Consider the following 14,820-nt stretch of genomic DNA (forward strand, 5'->3'; position numbering starts at 1 on the left):
CTCACTTCTCACCGTGGTAGCGGTTGACGTGGTTGTTGATGCTCTCGCGGGCGCCGCGGTAGCCGCAGCCGCGCGGGCACTCCTGCCACAGTCCCTTGTCGACGGCGGTCTTGGTCACCGAGCCTTCGGCGTCGCGGTCGGCAACGGGCCGGTAGCCGTGGGCGTGGAGCATCTGGGCGACGGAGGCGTCGTGGTGGATGGCGAGGAAGGCGGCTTCGGCGGTCTTGTCGTGGCCGGCGGCGAAGTACCGGCCGTAGCCGATGGTCTGGCCGCACCCGCAGTAGCAGCGGCCGGTGGGCTGGGCGGTGGTGTCTGGCATGCCATCACTCTAGCTATCCAAGGTGAGTCAAGCAATCCAAAGATTTCTAGGGTTTGAGTCCGACGGGCAGCACGAAGCCCCCGGCCGTCGCCGGGGGCTTCTGGGGAACGCGACGGGATTTGAACCCGCGGCCTCTCCTTCAGTGGGCGCGCCCACGGGCGGCCCGGGCGCCGAGCGCTCTGCCAAGCTGAGCTACGCCGTTCCCTGGGGGCAGGGTACTCGGGCCGGCCCAACGCCGCCGGATGGTGTGGGTCAGTGGCCTGTCCTATGTTCCGCCGTGAGGTCGGTGCGGCGGCCGCGTCCGGGGCGGGTTTCGGCGGCCGCGCGCACTTCGGCGGCGTCGTAGCGGGCCTCTACCCGGCCGGAGGTGCCGGGCTCGTGCCGGACGGCCTTGACTCCCCAACGGGACAGGGTGCCGCGGGCGCTGCCCGGTTGGATGCCGAGGTATGCGGCGACTTCGACGGCCGACCACAACTCGTGGTCAGTCACGGAACAGCGCCCGTTCCAGTGCCTCATTGTGGGCGGCGCGGCGTTCTGCGGCCTGCTGTTCGAGGATTTCCGGGTGCGCCTGGTCGAATGCCGCCAGGGCTGTCTCGGCGGCTTCCTCTCGCGCTTCGTCCCGCTCGGCTTGTCCGCTCAGGTAGTAGCTGTCCAGTCCGTCTTCGCTGTCCGCGGCGGCGTTCTGGGCGGCCGTCATCGTGTCGCGGATGTTCTCCAGGTTGCTGGCGAGGGCCGCGCGCTGCCCGGCGAGTCCGAGGGGTTCGACGGTGGTCTGTGCGATGGCGGCGTTGATCTGCGCGACGTGCTCGGGGGTCAGGAGTGCGGTCCCGATGTGGTGCGTGCAGTCTGCTCCCTTGTCGCCGAGGCTCTTGCGGAGGAAGTCGTTGATGGGCTGGATGGCGTCGGTGGCCATCCCGAGCTGGTAGTTGCCGCGCATGGCGAAGATGGAGACGTGGCTGTCGGAGCGGTGGATGCGGATCTCCACGGGGCCGCTTTCCAGGTCGAGGGTGATGTTCATCTGGGGTTCCTCCGTAGCTGTTGCCAACACCCCAACTATGCATCACGTGATGCATAGTTGTCAATCGAGGCGGACCCGCCCGCATCGGCCCGGCCAGCCCGGGATCACCGGCCACCGGAGGATCGCTCTGAGGGAAGCGCATAACTCAGACCTATGCGTGGACACGCTCAGCGGGCGGCCGACGGTGCGGGCTTGGCGGTTCGTCAGGTGTGACCGACGGTAGCCTTCTGTAATTTCCCCCATAGCAGCCTGATTCCGACATTGCAGTCACGTGCTGCACGCGGAGCGGCTTCGGGTGGCCCCGGCGCCCCGCTGCTTAGGATCGTTCCTGGGGAAGATTCGAACGAGTCGAACGCCGGCTGCGTGTCGGGGTGTCACCCGGGATAACTTTCTCATATCCTGGGTGATACACCGGGCGTGAGAAAGGGTCAGGACCATGGGCCGGGAGATCGCCGTCCGTACACCGGAGCGGGCCGAACTCGAAGCGCGGTGGGCACAGCGCCACGGCATCGAGATGGCCGGGCGCCTGGCCGACGCGGAGGACTTCGCCGACGCCGTCGCCGAGGCGATCGTCCCGGAGAACACCGACGACACCTACAGCAAGGGCTGGCGGGTGTGGGAACGGTTCTGCGCCGCGCAGGACTTCCCCGTCACCGAGGGCTCCCGCGGCGCCCTGGTCGCGTTCGTCGCGTGGATGCTCCGCGAGGGACGGCAGACGCCCGGGCCCGGCGGCGTGCTCGGGTACGCCCCGTCCTCGGCCGGCTCCCATCTGACCGCCGCGGTGGTCGGCCTGCGCGAGCGCGGTCACGAGGTGTCCAAGGATGCGGCCGCCGAGGCCCGCAAGGCCCTCGACGGTCTGACGGTCAAGCTCCTCAAGGCCAAGGAGCGCCGCGGCCGCGGCAAGGCCCCGGCCGGCACCATCGAGGGCCTGCGGACCATCGCCGCCGCGTGCGACGACACCCTGACCGGGCGGCGTGACCTCGCGCTGGTGCTGCTGTCCTTCCACGTCGCCGGCCGTGCCTCCGAACCGGCCGGGCTGCTCGCCGGCGACATCACCGTCCATCCGCAGGGCCTGCGGGTGGACATCCTGACCGGGAAGACCAAGCAGTCGGTGCGCAATCCGGCCGTCCCGTACGCCAAGGATCCGGCGCTGTGCCCGGTGCTGGCCTGGCAGCAGTGGCGGGCAGCGCTGCACGCCGCCCGGCCTGACCTGAACTCGCCCTCGGATCCGGCGTTCCACGCCATCGACCGGTGGGGGCGCGTCGGCGGAGTGATGTCCCCGGACGCGGTCACCGCGGCGGTCGCCCGGATCTCGGTGCGCTCCGGGGTACCGCTGCGCTGGACCGGACACTCCCTGCGCTCTGGCCTGGCCACTGAGAGCCGCAAGGCCGGCCGGGACGCGGTCGCCATCGCCCGACAGGGCGGATGGGCCCCCAACAGCCGCCCGATGCTGGGGTACATGCGGACCGTGGACGACTGGGAGGACAACGCCTCCGCCGGCCTGGCGTGACACGCGATACCGTGGCAACGTGCCCACGGACTACCGAGACCCCCTCGTCACGTGCGACAGCTGCGGAGCGACCGCGCAGCGGCCCGACCGGAACAGCGGGGTGTACGAGCAGGGGCTGCACGCGCTGTTCGAGCTGGGCTGGCGCAGCCGGGCCGATCCGGACGAGCGCCCGTTGCGGGGCGCTCCGCACGGTCACCTGTGGTCGTGCCCCGACTGCCCGTCCGTGGCCGTGGCCTAGGACGCCTCGATCGGCGGCGCCGCGGCGGCGGCGGTGATGGCCGCGGCCGCGATGCACAGTCCGGTTGCCATGGCGTGGAGACTACCGACTCGGCAGAGGTGCTCACGCCTGGGGCCCGGGCCCCGGTGTCTCCTTCTGATCTTCTGCTGGCCCCGCCGCGGGTTCGGCGCCCTTTTGCCGGCGGGCCTGCCGAGTGCCTCCGGTTCCCCGGGTCTGGGCTACCTCGAGCGCGGCCCAGTCGGGTTCGTCGCCGGTGCCGGCGTCGTCCCGCAGTTTGGTCACGAGCAGCCCTGCGGTGCGGGCCCGGGTGGCCTGTCCGGTGTCGTAGGTCAGGATCCGTACGCGGCGCCCGGCGAGGGCTTGGATGGCCAGGGCGCGGTCGATGATCTCGTCGTCGGCTATGGGCAGGCGGGTGTGGCCGGGTGGGTCGAAGACGATTTCGGTAGTGATGGCTCCCCTGATGTTCCCGGCACGGGTGCTGCGGTCCGGTGGTTGGAGGGTTCCGGCCCCTGTGTCGTTGAGGAGGTTGTCCAGGACGCCGAGGGTGTAGCCGGAGCGCCAGCGGGCGCGCTGCTTGCCCTCCTTGAGGCGGTCCAGTTCATCGACCACGACGATGGGCAGGAGCAGGTGCACGCCGTCGAACGGGACGGTCCTGAGCAGTTCGGGGTAGTCGACCTGGTCGAACTTGACGGGGTGCTGGACGTAGAAGCTGGTGTCGGCGATGACGAAGGCCTGCTGGCCGTCCCAGCGATCGATCTGGTTCTGCAGGTCCATGAAGGCGGCGGCGAAGGCGAGTTCTCGTTCGGCGAGTTCCTGATCCACGAGGCCGTTGACGAGGCGCTGCTGATCGGCGCCGGCGAGGTGGCCGACGCCGTCGAGGAGGGCGGCGTGGCGGCGGGTGAAGATGAGGTGGTCCAGGTCGGCGTCGCTGATCTGGTCGCGCAGGCGGCGGGCGGAGTCGGTGGCCCATTCCAGGTAGTGCAGCAGGCGCTGGTAGGAGTTGAAGGGGCCGGCGCCGCGGGCGTTCATGGCTGTGGTGTGCACGTCGCGGAGGGCGTCGAGGATGTTGTTGCGGTGTGCGCCGGGTCTGGGGGTGATGAGCATGGGCTGATCCTGCCAGGGGTGGGCGTGGGACGCTGTGCGCATGGCGGAGATGGTGGAGCGGTCGCGGCGGGTGGCGTCGGTGCGGGTGCTCGAGCGGCGTGTGGATGCGCTGGCGGCGGCCGGGGAGGTGTCGGCGTCGCGGGCCCGGCAGCTCCGAATGGTCGTGGGCATGTGGGATCTGGCGTTGGGCGCCTGGCCGAAGGGTGCGCCGCGGCCGGGGCGGGCGGTGGCGTCGCTGTTCGAGGAGTCGGCGCTGCGGGCGTTCTGGGGGCTGGCGGTGGCCGGGCGCCTGCGGTCGCGCGGGGACGGGACGGTGCGGCCGTTGGCGGCGCCGACGCGGCGGGTGGTGCGGGACTGCCTGGGGATCCTCGCGGATGTGGTGGTGCCGGGCCGGGACGTGTGGTTGCCGGAGGTCCAGCAGCCGCGGCCGAAGGCGACCGTGCCGCCGGGGCAGTTGGCGGTGTTGTACCGGCGGCTGGTGGATATGGCGTCGGATGCGCCGGTGGAAGGCGGTGGGATGTCGCTGTCGCCGGAGGATCGGGTGCGGCTGCTGGCGATGATGGCGGTGGTGCTGGACACGGGCGCCCGGTCGGGGGAGCTGGAGTCGATGCGGCTGCCGGACCTGGCGGCCGGCGAGAGCCGGTTGCTGGTGCGGCGGGTACCGCAGAACGGCGACCATCTGGCGTACGAGGAGGTGTGCGAGCTGCGGGAGGGGACGGGGGTGGCGGTGCGGCGGTGGCTGCGGGTGCGCCGTCGGCTGGTGGCGCCGCTGGAGGGGGCGGCGCCGGATGCGTTGTGGGTGTCGCTGCGCCCGAATCAGTGGCAGCCGGAGCCGGGGTTCCCCCTCAAGGCGCAGGGGATTCAGAAGGCGTACGGGCGGGGGGCGGTGGCGTTGAACGGCCTGATGGCGGGCCGGAGCGGGTGGGTGCCGTTGCCGACGACGTTGGAGCAGGTGCGGCGGGCGGTCGCGCTGCCGGACGGCCCGGGTGCGGCCGCGCCGGCACCGCCGGTGGGCGCGTAGGGACCGGGGCCGGCCGGGGGCTGGGTTTTGCCGTGGGGATGATCTACAATCACCTCCATGTGAGGGGCGTGCCCGGGTCGGGGTCGCCTCTTTTTTGATGCCCGGCGCCTGGGGTGGCGTGGGTCCGGGCGGCCGGGTGCGGTCGGCGTAGATATTTGCACCGTTCGGGGGATTCCCGTGGGGGGCGGGCGGGTCTAGCGTGGCTGTCCTCCCCATCCCCCTTGGGGAGTTGGCACCAGACCCCCACCGGGTGCCGTCGCGGCCCGCTGCGCTGTCGCCCCCCGTTCGCGCGCGGGCCGCAGGCGCGCCCGGGCGCGAACGGCGGCCGGCCGTACGGAGCGGTCCGGCGATGCGGTGGTTCAGGTGCCGGGGATGTGGTCCTGATCGATGTGGTGGCCGTCAGTGCGGCGCAGGATGCGGTCGCCGTGCTTGGCGCGGCAGCCCGGGCCGCGACCCCACGACCGGGAGGTGTGGTCGATGAGGGGCCTATGGCAGTCGGCGCACTCGACCCGTAGCCGCGCGGCCGCCGGGCTGGTGGCCGGGTGGTCCAGTGGCGGTTCGGGCAGGGGGAGTTGGGGCTGGTCCTGCATGAATCTGGTGTACCACCACCTCGCGGTGGGCGCCTTTCGCCGGCGGGAATTCGGGTGCTGGTGGGTTCGGGAGGTTGTTGGGTACGCTGGCCGCGTCGTATGCGGCGTGTGTTCGTGGGTGCAGGCTCTGTCCGGGGTTGGTCCGGGTGGGGCCTTTCGTGTTTTCGGGGGCCCACCCACACCGTAAATGCTTGTGCGTGTATTCATTTACCGGGTATGGTGGTGGCACACCGGGACCGCCCCGGGCGCGCGAACCCTGAGAGCGCGTGTATGCACCGAAGGAGGACACTGGGCGTGCCCACCCTCTCCACCCACGGGCGTCCGCCCGGCCGCCGGGACGGACCCCGGCCGCCGAAAGGACGCACCCGAGTGCCCCTGCCCACCAAGCACGCCGCCCTGCTCGCGCTCCTTCCCGATGTCGCCGAGGTTCCGGACGTCCTCACGCAGGCGGGCCGGCCGGACCTGGCCGGGCCGATCGGCAAGGTCATCGCGTACGCCGAGGAGCAGGCCAAGCGCAACGCCCGCCAGAACGAGGTGCGCCACGGCCGCACACCGGCCCAGGCCCTGCGGGTCAGCCTGGCCTTCGCCGAGCACGTCCGCGCCCACGCCCTCGAGGACGTCGAGGGCGACGAGGACAAGGCGGGCAAGAGGATCAGCGCGATCGTCCGGGACAGCCTCGCCGACTTCGTGGCCGGCGACTGGACCCCACCCGCGCCGCAGCGGGTCCGGCGCGGAACGGGCACCACGAAGACCACCATCGCGGTGCGCGTCCCGGCGGACCTGTGGCAGCAGGCCGGTGACCTTGGGAAGGACGAGGGCCAGATCGCCGCCCGCGGCTTCCGGATCACCGCCGAGCGGGTCGCCATCCTCGCCCTGGAGCAGACCTACGGCCTGCCCGCCGAGGAGCAGAGCAGCACCACCGCGTAACCCGTGTGCCGGCGCGGGGACTGGACGGCGCCACCAGCCCCCGCACTACCGGCCGCGCACCACAACACCCATACGCAGGAGATCACTGTGGCGTCACCCGCCCAGGCCCCCGCAGACGCGGGCGGCCCCCTTCAGCACACCCATTTTCAGGACAACCCCGGCGGCTACACCCGCGATGAGCAGCGCGCCATCCTCGCCGCCGTGTGCGCGCCGTTCCCGGACGAGGAGATCTCCACCCGCCCGGGGATCGACTGCCGGGCCTGCGAGGAGTCCCCGGCCGGGGTATGCCCGAACCACCACAAGGTGGCCTGCACCGGATGCGGGCAGACCGTCACCGTCGCCCACACCGACCTGGACTTCGTCGGCCACGCCGAGGCCACCGCCCGCATCCTGGCCCACGACCCGTTCTGGGGCTGGGAGCCGGTCGCTCTCAACCGCGACGGCCTGCCCCGAATCGATGACTACGGGGGCATGTGGATCCGCCTGACCATCGCCGGGGTGACCCGGCTCGGGTACGGCGACGCCGGCGGCAAGGAGCGCGGCGCCCAGGCGACCAAGGTGGTCATCGGCGACGCCATCCGGAATGCCGGGATGCGGTTCGGGATGGCCCTGGACTTGTGGAAGTCCTCGGCGCGGCGCGGCCGCCCTGACGCGGTCCGGACTGCGGTGGGCGTGCCCGAGCGGGTCGTGAACTGGTCCAAGACCCAGTGGGACGACGCCGCTCGGCTCGCCGGCCTCCTGGGCCGCGCCGCGCGGGAGGGTTTCGCCGACGTGGTGCTGCCCGGCCCGAACGGTGCCGAGCCTTTCGGCCGGCTGCTGGAGACCCGGATCGCCGCCCTGCGCGAGCGCACCGGCAACGACACCGGCGAACGCGGCACCACGCCGCCCGGCCAGCTGCACCCTGGGGCCGCGGGCGAGGAGAACCAGGACACGGGGGCTCCCGCGCCTGGGGAGGCCCCGGATGAGAAGCCGTACCAGGACGAGCCGCGCCAGGAGGACTTCGGCGACGGCACCCCCGACGCCCCCGACGAGACGGACAGCAGCGGCGACGCGGACGGCCCGTACGACAGCGACGACGTCCCGGACGGGGAGAGCGAGGCCCTGGACCGGATGGTGCGGCGCGTCTTCCTCCACTGGACGAAGCCGCACCTGCTGGAACAGGACCTCACCCAGGTCCGCCGCCTCGGACTGCTGGACCACAACGTCGAGGGCCCGCAGGAGTGGGGCGGCCAGTGGATGCGCTTCGAGTTCCTCTTCGACCGCCGCTTCCGCGAGCTGGACTTCGTCCCCTCCACCGACACGGACGACACCGGAAGGAGCGCCGCCTGATGACAGGCCGCAACGCACGCCGACCGCAGGCCGACATGCTCGACGGAATGCCCGACGTCACCGCCGCTCAGCCCCCGAAGGCCAGCGAAGAGGCATGGAAGGCCCGCACCCTCGACGAGGCCATCGACTGGACCTACGACCTGCTCGACCGAGCCATCGTCCAGTTCTCCACCGGCAACGCCACCACCACCATCACCAAGGGCAAGCGCGCCGGACAGGTCATCGACTACGGGCCCCGCGAGCTGGCCGGGATCTTCGGCCTGTACTCCGGCGGCAACGACTCCGTCGTCACCATCCACATCCTGCGCAAGTACATGCAGGAACGGGCCCTGTTCCGCCCCCACTTCGGCGGGATCGTCCACGTCAACACCGGCACGGCGGTGGAAGAGACCACTCAGCACGTGCGGGAAGCGGTACCCGCATGGGGCATGCCCCTTCACGAGTTGACCCCGCGCGTCACCTACCTCGACCTGGTCCTCGGCAACGTCCGGTCCACCCGCGGCCCGAACATCGGGCGGTCGGTGTGGGTCGGCTTCCCCGGGCCGGCATCGGCCACGCAAAGCGCAGACGGGCGCAAGCAGTCCACCCCGCACAACGTGATGTACATGCGACTGAAGGACCAGCCGCTGCAGGAGTTCCGGCGGCAGCGTGTCGGCCGGGACGGGGTACGCCGCAAGGTCATGTACATCGGCGGGATGCGCTGGGACGAGTCCGACAAGCGGTTCCGCACCGCCGAGGAGATCGACGTCGACGGCGGCATCGTGTGGGTGTCCCCGCTCGTGCACTGGACCAACGCGCACATGCGCGAGTACCGGTCCCGGTACCGCTGCACCAAGAACCACAAGCATCAGCCGCACCGCATGTGCGGCGACGAGGCCCTGCCGTGGAACGAGGTCACCGAACACCTGCACATGTCCGGAGACTGCGCCTGCGGCGCCTACGCCAAGCCCAACGAGAAGGACGAACGCAGCTTCTTCTACCCCAGCAACGGCAAGATGATCGACCACTGGGAGGGCGCCGTCCGCGCCGCCGGCATCGCCGCCAACCGCTGGGGCCAGGCACCCCCCAAGGACTTCGTACAGACCCCCGCCGGAAATCCGGCCAAGCCTGTCATGGAGCGGCTGTGCGTCGGCTGCGCCCCCATGGAAGGCCAGCTCGACGTCACCGACGGCTGGCTCAGCAACGGACTGATCACCGCAGCCCAGCACGCCATCCTCACCGGCACCGCCGACCAGGACGGTGACGCGGCATGACGGTCCGCGCCATCGACCCGCCCGGCTGCGGCTGCACCGACTGCCTCCTGGAAGAAACCGGCGACTCCGTACCCCTCGACCGGGCAACTGCCGAACAGGTCGCCGCTCTTCTCGAAGGGCGCCTGCTGGATCACACCGGCTCCGACACCACCATCACGGTCACGATCGCCGCCCGCAGTGACGACCTGCACTGGGACCTGACGGGACTCCTCACCCAGATCCCGCCGGCGCCGCGAGGGCACAGCGGGAGCCCGTGACCATCGTCGCCGAGACTCCGGGCCCGGCCCTGGTCCTCGGCTTCGGGAGTCGCGCCTTCACGGACACCGCCCTGATCGGCGCGGTGCTGCTGGAGACGTGGCACGACGCCCTCCAGGCCGGCTACTGCGGGATCACGGTCATGGAGGGCGGGGTCGACGGTGCGGACGCGGCGTGCGCAGCGTGGGCGTTCCGGCACCGCCACCACGGCGTCGGGCACCTTCTGGTCGAGGCGGACTGGGAGGGGCCGTGCGCGCCGTCCTGCCCGGCCGGACACCGGCGGCGGCGAGCGGGCGGCACCGAGTTCTGCCCGGCCGCCGGCGGGCGCCGCAACCAGCAGATGGTCGACCGTCGCCCGCTGCTCGCCCTCGCGTTCATCGTGCCGTGCACCCAGCCCGGCTGTCGCCGCCCGCGGCCGCACGACTCCCACGGCACCGCCGACTGCCTACGCCGCCTGACCGCGGCCCACATCCCCGTACGGAGGTTCCCCTGATGTTCTCAACGCTGCCCTGGTGGGCGTGGCTGGCGATCGGTTGGCCGGCCGCCGGCCTGCTGTTCGGCCTGTGGCTCGGCCCCCGCATCCGCCGCCACACCACCTGACCCCGCCCACCCCGAGAACCTGAGAGGCGGTGAACCGCCGTGCTCTACCTCTATCCGATCGTCTGCGCGGCGCTGGCCGCCGCGTGGGCTGCCGCCTCCTGGCGGTGCATCACCTACCGGCGCACTCTCCTGCGGGAGCGCGCCGAGGCGCGTCTGGCCGAAGCCTGCTGGGCCCGGGACGTGACCGCGCTGGAGGACCAGGCCCGGGCCGTACGGGTGCGCGCCGGCCGGGAGGCGGCGGTGCTCGCCCAGGCGGCCGCCGTGGTCGTGGATGCCGCCCTGGCCACCGCGGGGCACGGAGGGCACCGATCCGATCCGCCTCTGGGAGGCACCGATGGCTGACCCCCGCTCAACCACCCTCCCGGACGCGGCGCCCCCGATGGTGGCGGACCAGGCAGCGGACCGGATCCTCGCTGCGCGGGCCCGGGCCTCCGCCGACCACCTCGCCGCCCTCATCGCCGCCGGCATGCTCGCCCACGTCGCCCGGCCGGACCGCCTCCCGGAGCTGCTGTGGCCCCACATCCCGGCCGAGCACGTGCGGGCGGTGTGGGATGCGGCGTTGGCTGTCGGGTATCACGCCGGGCGCCTCGCGGGCCGACCCGCCTGGGAGCGGCGCGACCTGGACGAGGCCCACGCCGCGCTGGCCGCCGCGGCGTACGACACCATGGCCGCCCTCCTCCCCACGGCCGGTGCCCACTCCGCCGCCGCGCGGGGCGCCGGGCATCCGGCGGACCACGACACCGACCGGGCCCGCCCGTGACCGCCCCGCAGCCGGCACGCCGCCGGTACCGGAGTGACGGACGCGGCCGGGTCGCCCTCTTCGACACCGCTGCCCGCGAGCTCTACCTGAAGACCCGCGCCGACGGCGCCACTCAGGCCGAGGCAGCCGCTGCGGCGGGGGTGGCCGTACGGACCGTCCGCGACGCCTACACCCGCGTCCCTGGATTCCGCGACGCCGAGAAGCAGGCCGCGGTCGCCGGTCGGTACGCCCGCCTCCCGCACGGCGAGTCCCGCTACACCCACCTCGGCTGCCGCTGCCCCATCTGCACGGTGGCCGCCGACACCGCCCGCGTCGAACGCCGGCGCCGCGCGAAAACCCCCACCGCAACCGCCCGCAAGGAGGCACCCGTTGTACCCCTCCCGCCACCACCCGACCCCGACCAGCCCCCACCCCATCGGGCACCTGACCAGGCAACTCCCGGAAGTCCGGAAGTCTTTCCGCTCGCCAGAGCCTCGTAGTCGACCCCGCAGGGGTGCCACCGCCTGCACCTGTTATTTTCCGCCGCTTTCGGTAGGACACCCTCAGTGGACGCGGACTTGTGTGATGAGCTGCGTATTTGGCGACCGGTCAGACGATCGACACGGCCGTGCAGAGAACGGGCGCTTCGGGAGGTCACGCGCTAGGCTGTCGCCCAAGGCAGGAGCCGCGCTCCCCACAGAGGGGAACTGGTGGCCCGCCGCACAAGTCCAGAAAATGGTTCGGCCCCGCTCCCTGGTGCTCGCAACACCAGGTACAGCCGCGGGGCCGGTGCCGACACACACTCAAGCCCGAGGTGTCGACGTGTTGAAGAGTACCCGGTCCCCCTGGGGGCCACCCGCCAAGACCGGCCATTCCAGCGTGAAGATCACACCGCTGACGGGGTCGGCCGAAACCCTGGCTGAGCCGAGCGACCAGTGACCGCGGCGCGCGAGGGCTACCTCGCGCCCGGTGACCCGGACCACGGCTGGGAGTTCCGCGCCGAAGACTTCGTGTACGCCCGCCTCGCCGAAGAACTCGCCGCCGCCAAGGCGATGCCCGCTGGTTCGGCCCGCGAGGCCGCCGTGATCAGCGTGGAGTCCCTGCGCCTGGCCGTCACGCTGCACGCCTGCTACGTCGACCACCAAGGTCGTTCCTGGGCGCGTTGCTACACCTGCCACCCGGAGCACGGCTTCCCCTGCACCACCAGCGGTACTTCACCCGCATGTGGCGCAGCCACCCTGACTACGAGGCGGCCTGGAACGAGGAGCTCGACCAGGCCACCGGACCGAGTTGGTGGCAGCAGGGGCATGCTGCGGGTCGCCGAACGGGGCGGCTTCCGCAACGACTTCCTCGCCGGAGAAGCCGGCCAGGACAAGGCTCCACCACGTGAAGGAGACCGTTTGACGTAGGGCCCGTAGGGCGGGAGGTCCGTAGCCCCCTTGGCGGGGGGCTTCCTCTACCGCCTGGCCGCTGGTGTTGGCGCACCGTGCGCGGCCTTCATGCCACTGCCCAGATCGCATCTCTGGGCTAAGGCGCTCCGTACGGATCCGGTTTGGCGACCGGCCCCGCGAGGAGCGCGACTTCGGTTCTCCCCGAACCACGAGCACCCAGCACGGGGGCTCTTTGTGTCTCCAGCAAGTCGAACGAGACGAGGTACATGGTGCAGTACGGCACCCTCTTTTGTCAGCCCGACGCTTTCGCGTCGGACGATTTGCCCCCTTTCTCCCCCTCGTTGGGAGGCCCCTTCACCCCTGGTATCGAACGCTCGTGCGAGTACAGTGGGGGGCCGGTCCCGCTCGTGACGGGGGCGGCCCAGGAGGTCGAGCACACCTCGTCGCGGCGCAGCGGGCCGCGCCGGTGGCTCCGCGCGGTGGTGTGGCTCATCGCAGCGGGACTGCACCCCCGTGCCGGGGCCACCACCCTGCGGGTAGCCGAGGACCTGGCCGGCCGCATGGACTACGACTCCGGACAGGTGCGGTACTGCCTCGATGAGACCGCCGCTCGGCTCGGGGTGGATCGGGCCACCGTCAAGCGGCACGTGAAGATCCTGCGCGAACTCGGGGCGCTGGCGTGGGCGCAGCACGGGACCCGCACGAACATCCGCCGCGTGCTGGGCCTTCCCGGGTACGCCGGCACCGCGACGGTGTACGCCGCGGTGATCCCGCCCGTGTACGACCGGGCGATGGGTCACCGGGTCATCGGGTCCGGGTACGGAGCGCGGATCGTGGTGGACCTGCGGAAGCCCGGACCTGTGGATAACTCCAGCGCAGGGCCTGCTGGCGCACCCTGTGCGCCCCCTTCCCTCAACGTGGTTAAGGGAGGAGAGCAGAAGGTTGAGGTAGTGGGTGGTTGTAAAGACACCTCGTGCGAGCGCGCGAGCCGCACAACCGAATCCACTCCCCCCACCACCTCGAAGCGTGCGGCCGGTGGCCGGGGAGAAAAGCGCAGCGAGAGGGGTGGGGGTGCCCGCCGCTCCCCGGCGCAGGTGGCGCGGGACTGCCGAATCGCCGCGCAGGTGCGGCCGCTGGTGAACTGGACGCAGGCCGAGGGCATCCGGCGCCTGGCGTATGCGCTGCGGCCGCTGATCGACCAGGGCCTCGATGCCCAGGGCATCGCCGCCGAACTCGGGGCCTGGTGGCTGACCTGGCGCCCACAGCAGCCCGCCGCGTACATCCGGGTCCGGCTCGCCGAGCAGGCCGCCAGGGACGCGGAGACGGCCGCCGCTGTGGAGCCCAGCGCGAACGCGGAGTGGCGGGCCTGGACCCAGCGGCAGGCGGCCCTTGCGGCACTCACGGGCGCCGACGTACGCACCGACGTCACCCGCCGTACCGCACGGCAGGACGCCTGGCACGACCCGCAGATCGTCGTCGACCACATCGAGGACTACGGCGAGGACGACGCCCTGGACCTGTACGGGCCCCGCCTGGTGTCCATGGCCACCCGCCTGAATGCCTCCGGCGCCCGGTTCACCGCCCGCTGGTAACCCCCGGCCCGACCCGCGTCCCGCCACCTACGCCCAGCCGCCGCCCGGCGCCTGCGGCGCCGCCCCGACCCACTGCTCAGTCGTCTCCCGGAAGGAACACCCCCGGCATGCCCCCGACCGAATCCGAACCCACGGGCGTCGACCTCGCCCGGCAGATGCTCGCCGCCGCCCGCGCCCGGGCCCGCCAGACCGGCGCCGGCCCCGCACACAAGCCGCGGCGCCGCGTCTCCCGCACCCGTGCGATCGACACCGCCCGCGACCCGCAGTCCCTCGGGAACGTCCTGGACCGGCTCGCCGAAACCTACGGCTGGAACAAGCCCTCCGACGGCGCCCGCGTCATCGTCCGCTGGTTCGAGCTCGCCCCCGAAGCAGCCGGCCTCGCCGCCCCGGAGCGGTACGACGCCGAGACCCGCACCCTGTTCTTGCGGCCCGTCTCCCCCGCGGCCGCCACCCAACTCCGCCTCACCGCCCCCCGGCTGGCTGCCACGCTCAACGAGCGCACCGGCACCGACACCGTCGCCACCGTGCGGGTCCTGCCGCCCGGCCGGCCACGCACCACCGAACCCGACCACCCCGGCGGCGAGCCGGTCCCGGAGCGGCCCACCGCGGCGCCGGGCCAGCCCGGCGGCCCGCCCATCCGCACCCGCGATGACGCCTCCCCCGGCCTACAAGCCGCCCAGCACTTGCTCGCGGAACTCCGCGAGGCCAACTCCCACCCCGAAAGGAAGCGGCCCGAACTGCCGCCGCCCGTGCTACGCGAGCCCGAATCCGCCTTCACCGAGGCCCTGGCGTTCACCCAGGAACTTGCCGAGCAGGCCGACCGCCTCGAGGACCCGCACGCCCGGGCACTCGCCCGCGCCCGGGCCGAGAAGGCCGGCCGCGCCCCCGCCGTGCCGCGCGCCTTCGACCGCACCGCCTGACCCGGCGCCCAGCA

19 protein-coding genes and 1 tRNA gene are annotated in these 14,820 nt (G+C 72.3%); 14 read left to right on the forward strand and 6 right to left on the reverse strand.

Annotation, left to right across the window (positions count from 1 at the left end; all coding sequences use genetic code 11):
* Position 1: 1 nt before the first annotated feature.
* The 4 genes from ITX44_RS36710 to ITX44_RS36725 all read right to left on the reverse strand — a co-directional run bounded on the left by ITX44_RS36710 (position 2) and on the right by ITX44_RS36725 (position 1,337).
* The gene (locus tag ITX44_RS36710) at positions 2 to 319 is read right to left on the reverse strand and encodes a hypothetical protein (protein ID WP_205363739.1); all 318 of its coding nucleotides are present in this window, start codon (positions 317 to 319) and stop codon (positions 2 to 4) included.
* A gap of 101 nt (positions 320 to 420) precedes the next feature.
* A tRNA-Gln gene (locus tag ITX44_RS36715) sits at positions 421 to 522 on the reverse strand.
* Positions 523 to 571: 49 nt separating this feature from the next.
* A complete protein-coding gene (locus tag ITX44_RS36720) occupies positions 572 to 808 on the reverse strand; it encodes a hypothetical protein (RefSeq protein WP_307795654.1) in 237 nt (78 codons plus the stop codon).
* Positions 801 to 1,337, reverse strand: coding sequence for a hypothetical protein (locus ITX44_RS36725; RefSeq protein ID WP_205363617.1), 537 nt, complete (start codon positions 1,335 to 1,337; stop codon positions 801 to 803). The genes ITX44_RS36720 and ITX44_RS36725 overlap by 8 nt, the downstream gene beginning before the upstream one ends.
* 436 nt (positions 1,338 to 1,773) lie before the next feature.
* Here ITX44_RS36725 and ITX44_RS36730 point away from each other — a divergent pair, with 436 nt between their 5' ends.
* The gene (locus tag ITX44_RS36730; protein WP_236062330.1) at positions 1,774 to 2,847 is read left to right on the forward strand and encodes a tyrosine-type recombinase/integrase; all 1,074 of its coding nucleotides are present in this window, start codon (positions 1,774 to 1,776) and stop codon (positions 2,845 to 2,847) included.
* A gap of 19 nt (positions 2,848 to 2,866) precedes the next feature.
* Positions 2,867 to 3,085, forward strand: a complete 219-nt coding sequence (locus ITX44_RS36735) for a hypothetical protein (RefSeq protein WP_205363619.1) — start codon at positions 2,867 to 2,869, stop codon at positions 3,083 to 3,085.
* Positions 3,086 to 3,187: 102 nt separating this feature from the next.
* On the opposite strand, the gene ITX44_RS36740 is transcribed toward ITX44_RS36735, so the two are convergent.
* A complete protein-coding gene (locus tag ITX44_RS36740; protein WP_236062331.1) occupies positions 3,188 to 4,231 on the reverse strand; it encodes a PIN domain-containing protein in 1,044 nt (347 codons plus the stop codon).
* Here ITX44_RS36740 and ITX44_RS36745 point away from each other — a divergent pair.
* A complete protein-coding gene (locus tag ITX44_RS36745) occupies positions 4,230 to 5,210 on the forward strand; it encodes a hypothetical protein (protein ID WP_205363621.1) in 981 nt (326 codons plus the stop codon). The two genes, ITX44_RS36740 and ITX44_RS36745, sit on opposite strands and share 2 nt — an antisense overlap.
* A 359-nt stretch (positions 5,211 to 5,569) precedes the next feature.
* Here the strand turns inward: ITX44_RS36745 and ITX44_RS36750 are convergent, their stop codons facing one another.
* Entirely contained in the window at positions 5,570 to 5,800 is a 231-nt protein-coding gene (locus ITX44_RS36750) for a DUF6011 domain-containing protein (protein ID WP_205363623.1), read from the reverse strand.
* A gap of 369 nt (positions 5,801 to 6,169) precedes the next feature.
* Between ITX44_RS36750 and ITX44_RS36755 the strand changes: the two genes are divergently transcribed.
* The 11 genes from ITX44_RS36755 (at position 6,170) to ITX44_RS36805 (ending at position 14,806) form a co-directional block, all read left to right on the forward strand.
* Positions 6,170 to 6,727, forward strand: a complete 558-nt coding sequence (locus ITX44_RS36755; RefSeq protein ID WP_205363625.1) for a hypothetical protein — start codon at positions 6,170 to 6,172, stop codon at positions 6,725 to 6,727.
* A gap of 87 nt (positions 6,728 to 6,814) precedes the next feature.
* Positions 6,815 to 8,056 (forward strand): hypothetical protein, encoded by a 1,242-nt coding sequence (locus ITX44_RS36760; RefSeq protein ID WP_205363628.1) that lies wholly within the window; start codon positions 6,815 to 6,817, stop codon positions 8,054 to 8,056.
* Positions 8,056 to 9,309, forward strand: a complete 1,254-nt coding sequence (locus ITX44_RS36765; protein WP_205363637.1) for a phosphoadenosine phosphosulfate reductase domain-containing protein — start codon at positions 8,056 to 8,058, stop codon at positions 9,307 to 9,309. The genes ITX44_RS36760 and ITX44_RS36765 overlap by 1 nt, the downstream gene beginning before the upstream one ends.
* Positions 9,306 to 9,566, forward strand: a complete 261-nt coding sequence (locus ITX44_RS36770) for a hypothetical protein (protein WP_205363639.1) — start codon at positions 9,306 to 9,308, stop codon at positions 9,564 to 9,566. Before ITX44_RS36765 ends, ITX44_RS36770 begins: the two co-directional genes overlap by 4 nt.
* On the forward strand, positions 9,563 to 10,057 hold the full coding sequence (locus tag ITX44_RS36775; RefSeq protein WP_205363645.1) for an SLOG family protein: 495 nt from the start codon (positions 9,563 to 9,565) through the stop codon (positions 10,055 to 10,057). The genes ITX44_RS36770 and ITX44_RS36775 overlap by 4 nt, the downstream gene beginning before the upstream one ends.
* A 146-nt stretch (positions 10,058 to 10,203) precedes the next feature.
* Positions 10,204 to 10,506: a hypothetical protein gene (locus ITX44_RS36780; protein WP_205363646.1), complete on the forward strand. Its 303-nt coding sequence runs from the start codon at positions 10,204 to 10,206 to the stop codon at positions 10,504 to 10,506.
* On the forward strand, positions 10,499 to 10,924 hold the full coding sequence (locus ITX44_RS36785) for a hypothetical protein (RefSeq protein WP_205363647.1): 426 nt from the start codon (positions 10,499 to 10,501) through the stop codon (positions 10,922 to 10,924). The genes ITX44_RS36780 and ITX44_RS36785 overlap by 8 nt, the downstream gene beginning before the upstream one ends.
* The gene (locus ITX44_RS36790) at positions 10,921 to 11,403 is read left to right on the forward strand and encodes a hypothetical protein (protein WP_205363648.1); all 483 of its coding nucleotides are present in this window, start codon (positions 10,921 to 10,923) and stop codon (positions 11,401 to 11,403) included. Before ITX44_RS36785 ends, ITX44_RS36790 begins: the two co-directional genes overlap by 4 nt.
* Positions 11,404 to 11,838: 435 nt before the next feature.
* Complete coding sequence (locus ITX44_RS36795; RefSeq protein ID WP_205363649.1) at positions 11,839 to 12,312, forward strand: hypothetical protein; 474 nt, start codon at positions 11,839 to 11,841, stop codon at positions 12,310 to 12,312.
* A gap of 389 nt (positions 12,313 to 12,701) precedes the next feature.
* Positions 12,702 to 13,886, forward strand: coding sequence for a cell wall protein (locus ITX44_RS36800; protein ID WP_205363650.1), 1,185 nt, complete (start codon positions 12,702 to 12,704; stop codon positions 13,884 to 13,886).
* A gap of 107 nt (positions 13,887 to 13,993) precedes the next feature.
* Positions 13,994 to 14,806 carry a DciA family protein gene (locus ITX44_RS36805; protein ID WP_205363656.1) on the forward strand — a complete coding sequence of 271 codons (813 nt, stop codon included), beginning with the start codon at positions 13,994 to 13,996 and terminating at the stop codon, positions 14,804 to 14,806.
* Positions 14,807 to 14,820 lie beyond the last annotated feature (14 nt).

Source organism: Actinacidiphila acididurans, assembly GCF_016918855.1.
In the GTDB taxonomy this organism is placed as follows: domain Bacteria; phylum Actinomycetota; class Actinomycetes; order Streptomycetales; family Streptomycetaceae; genus Actinacidiphila; species Actinacidiphila acididurans.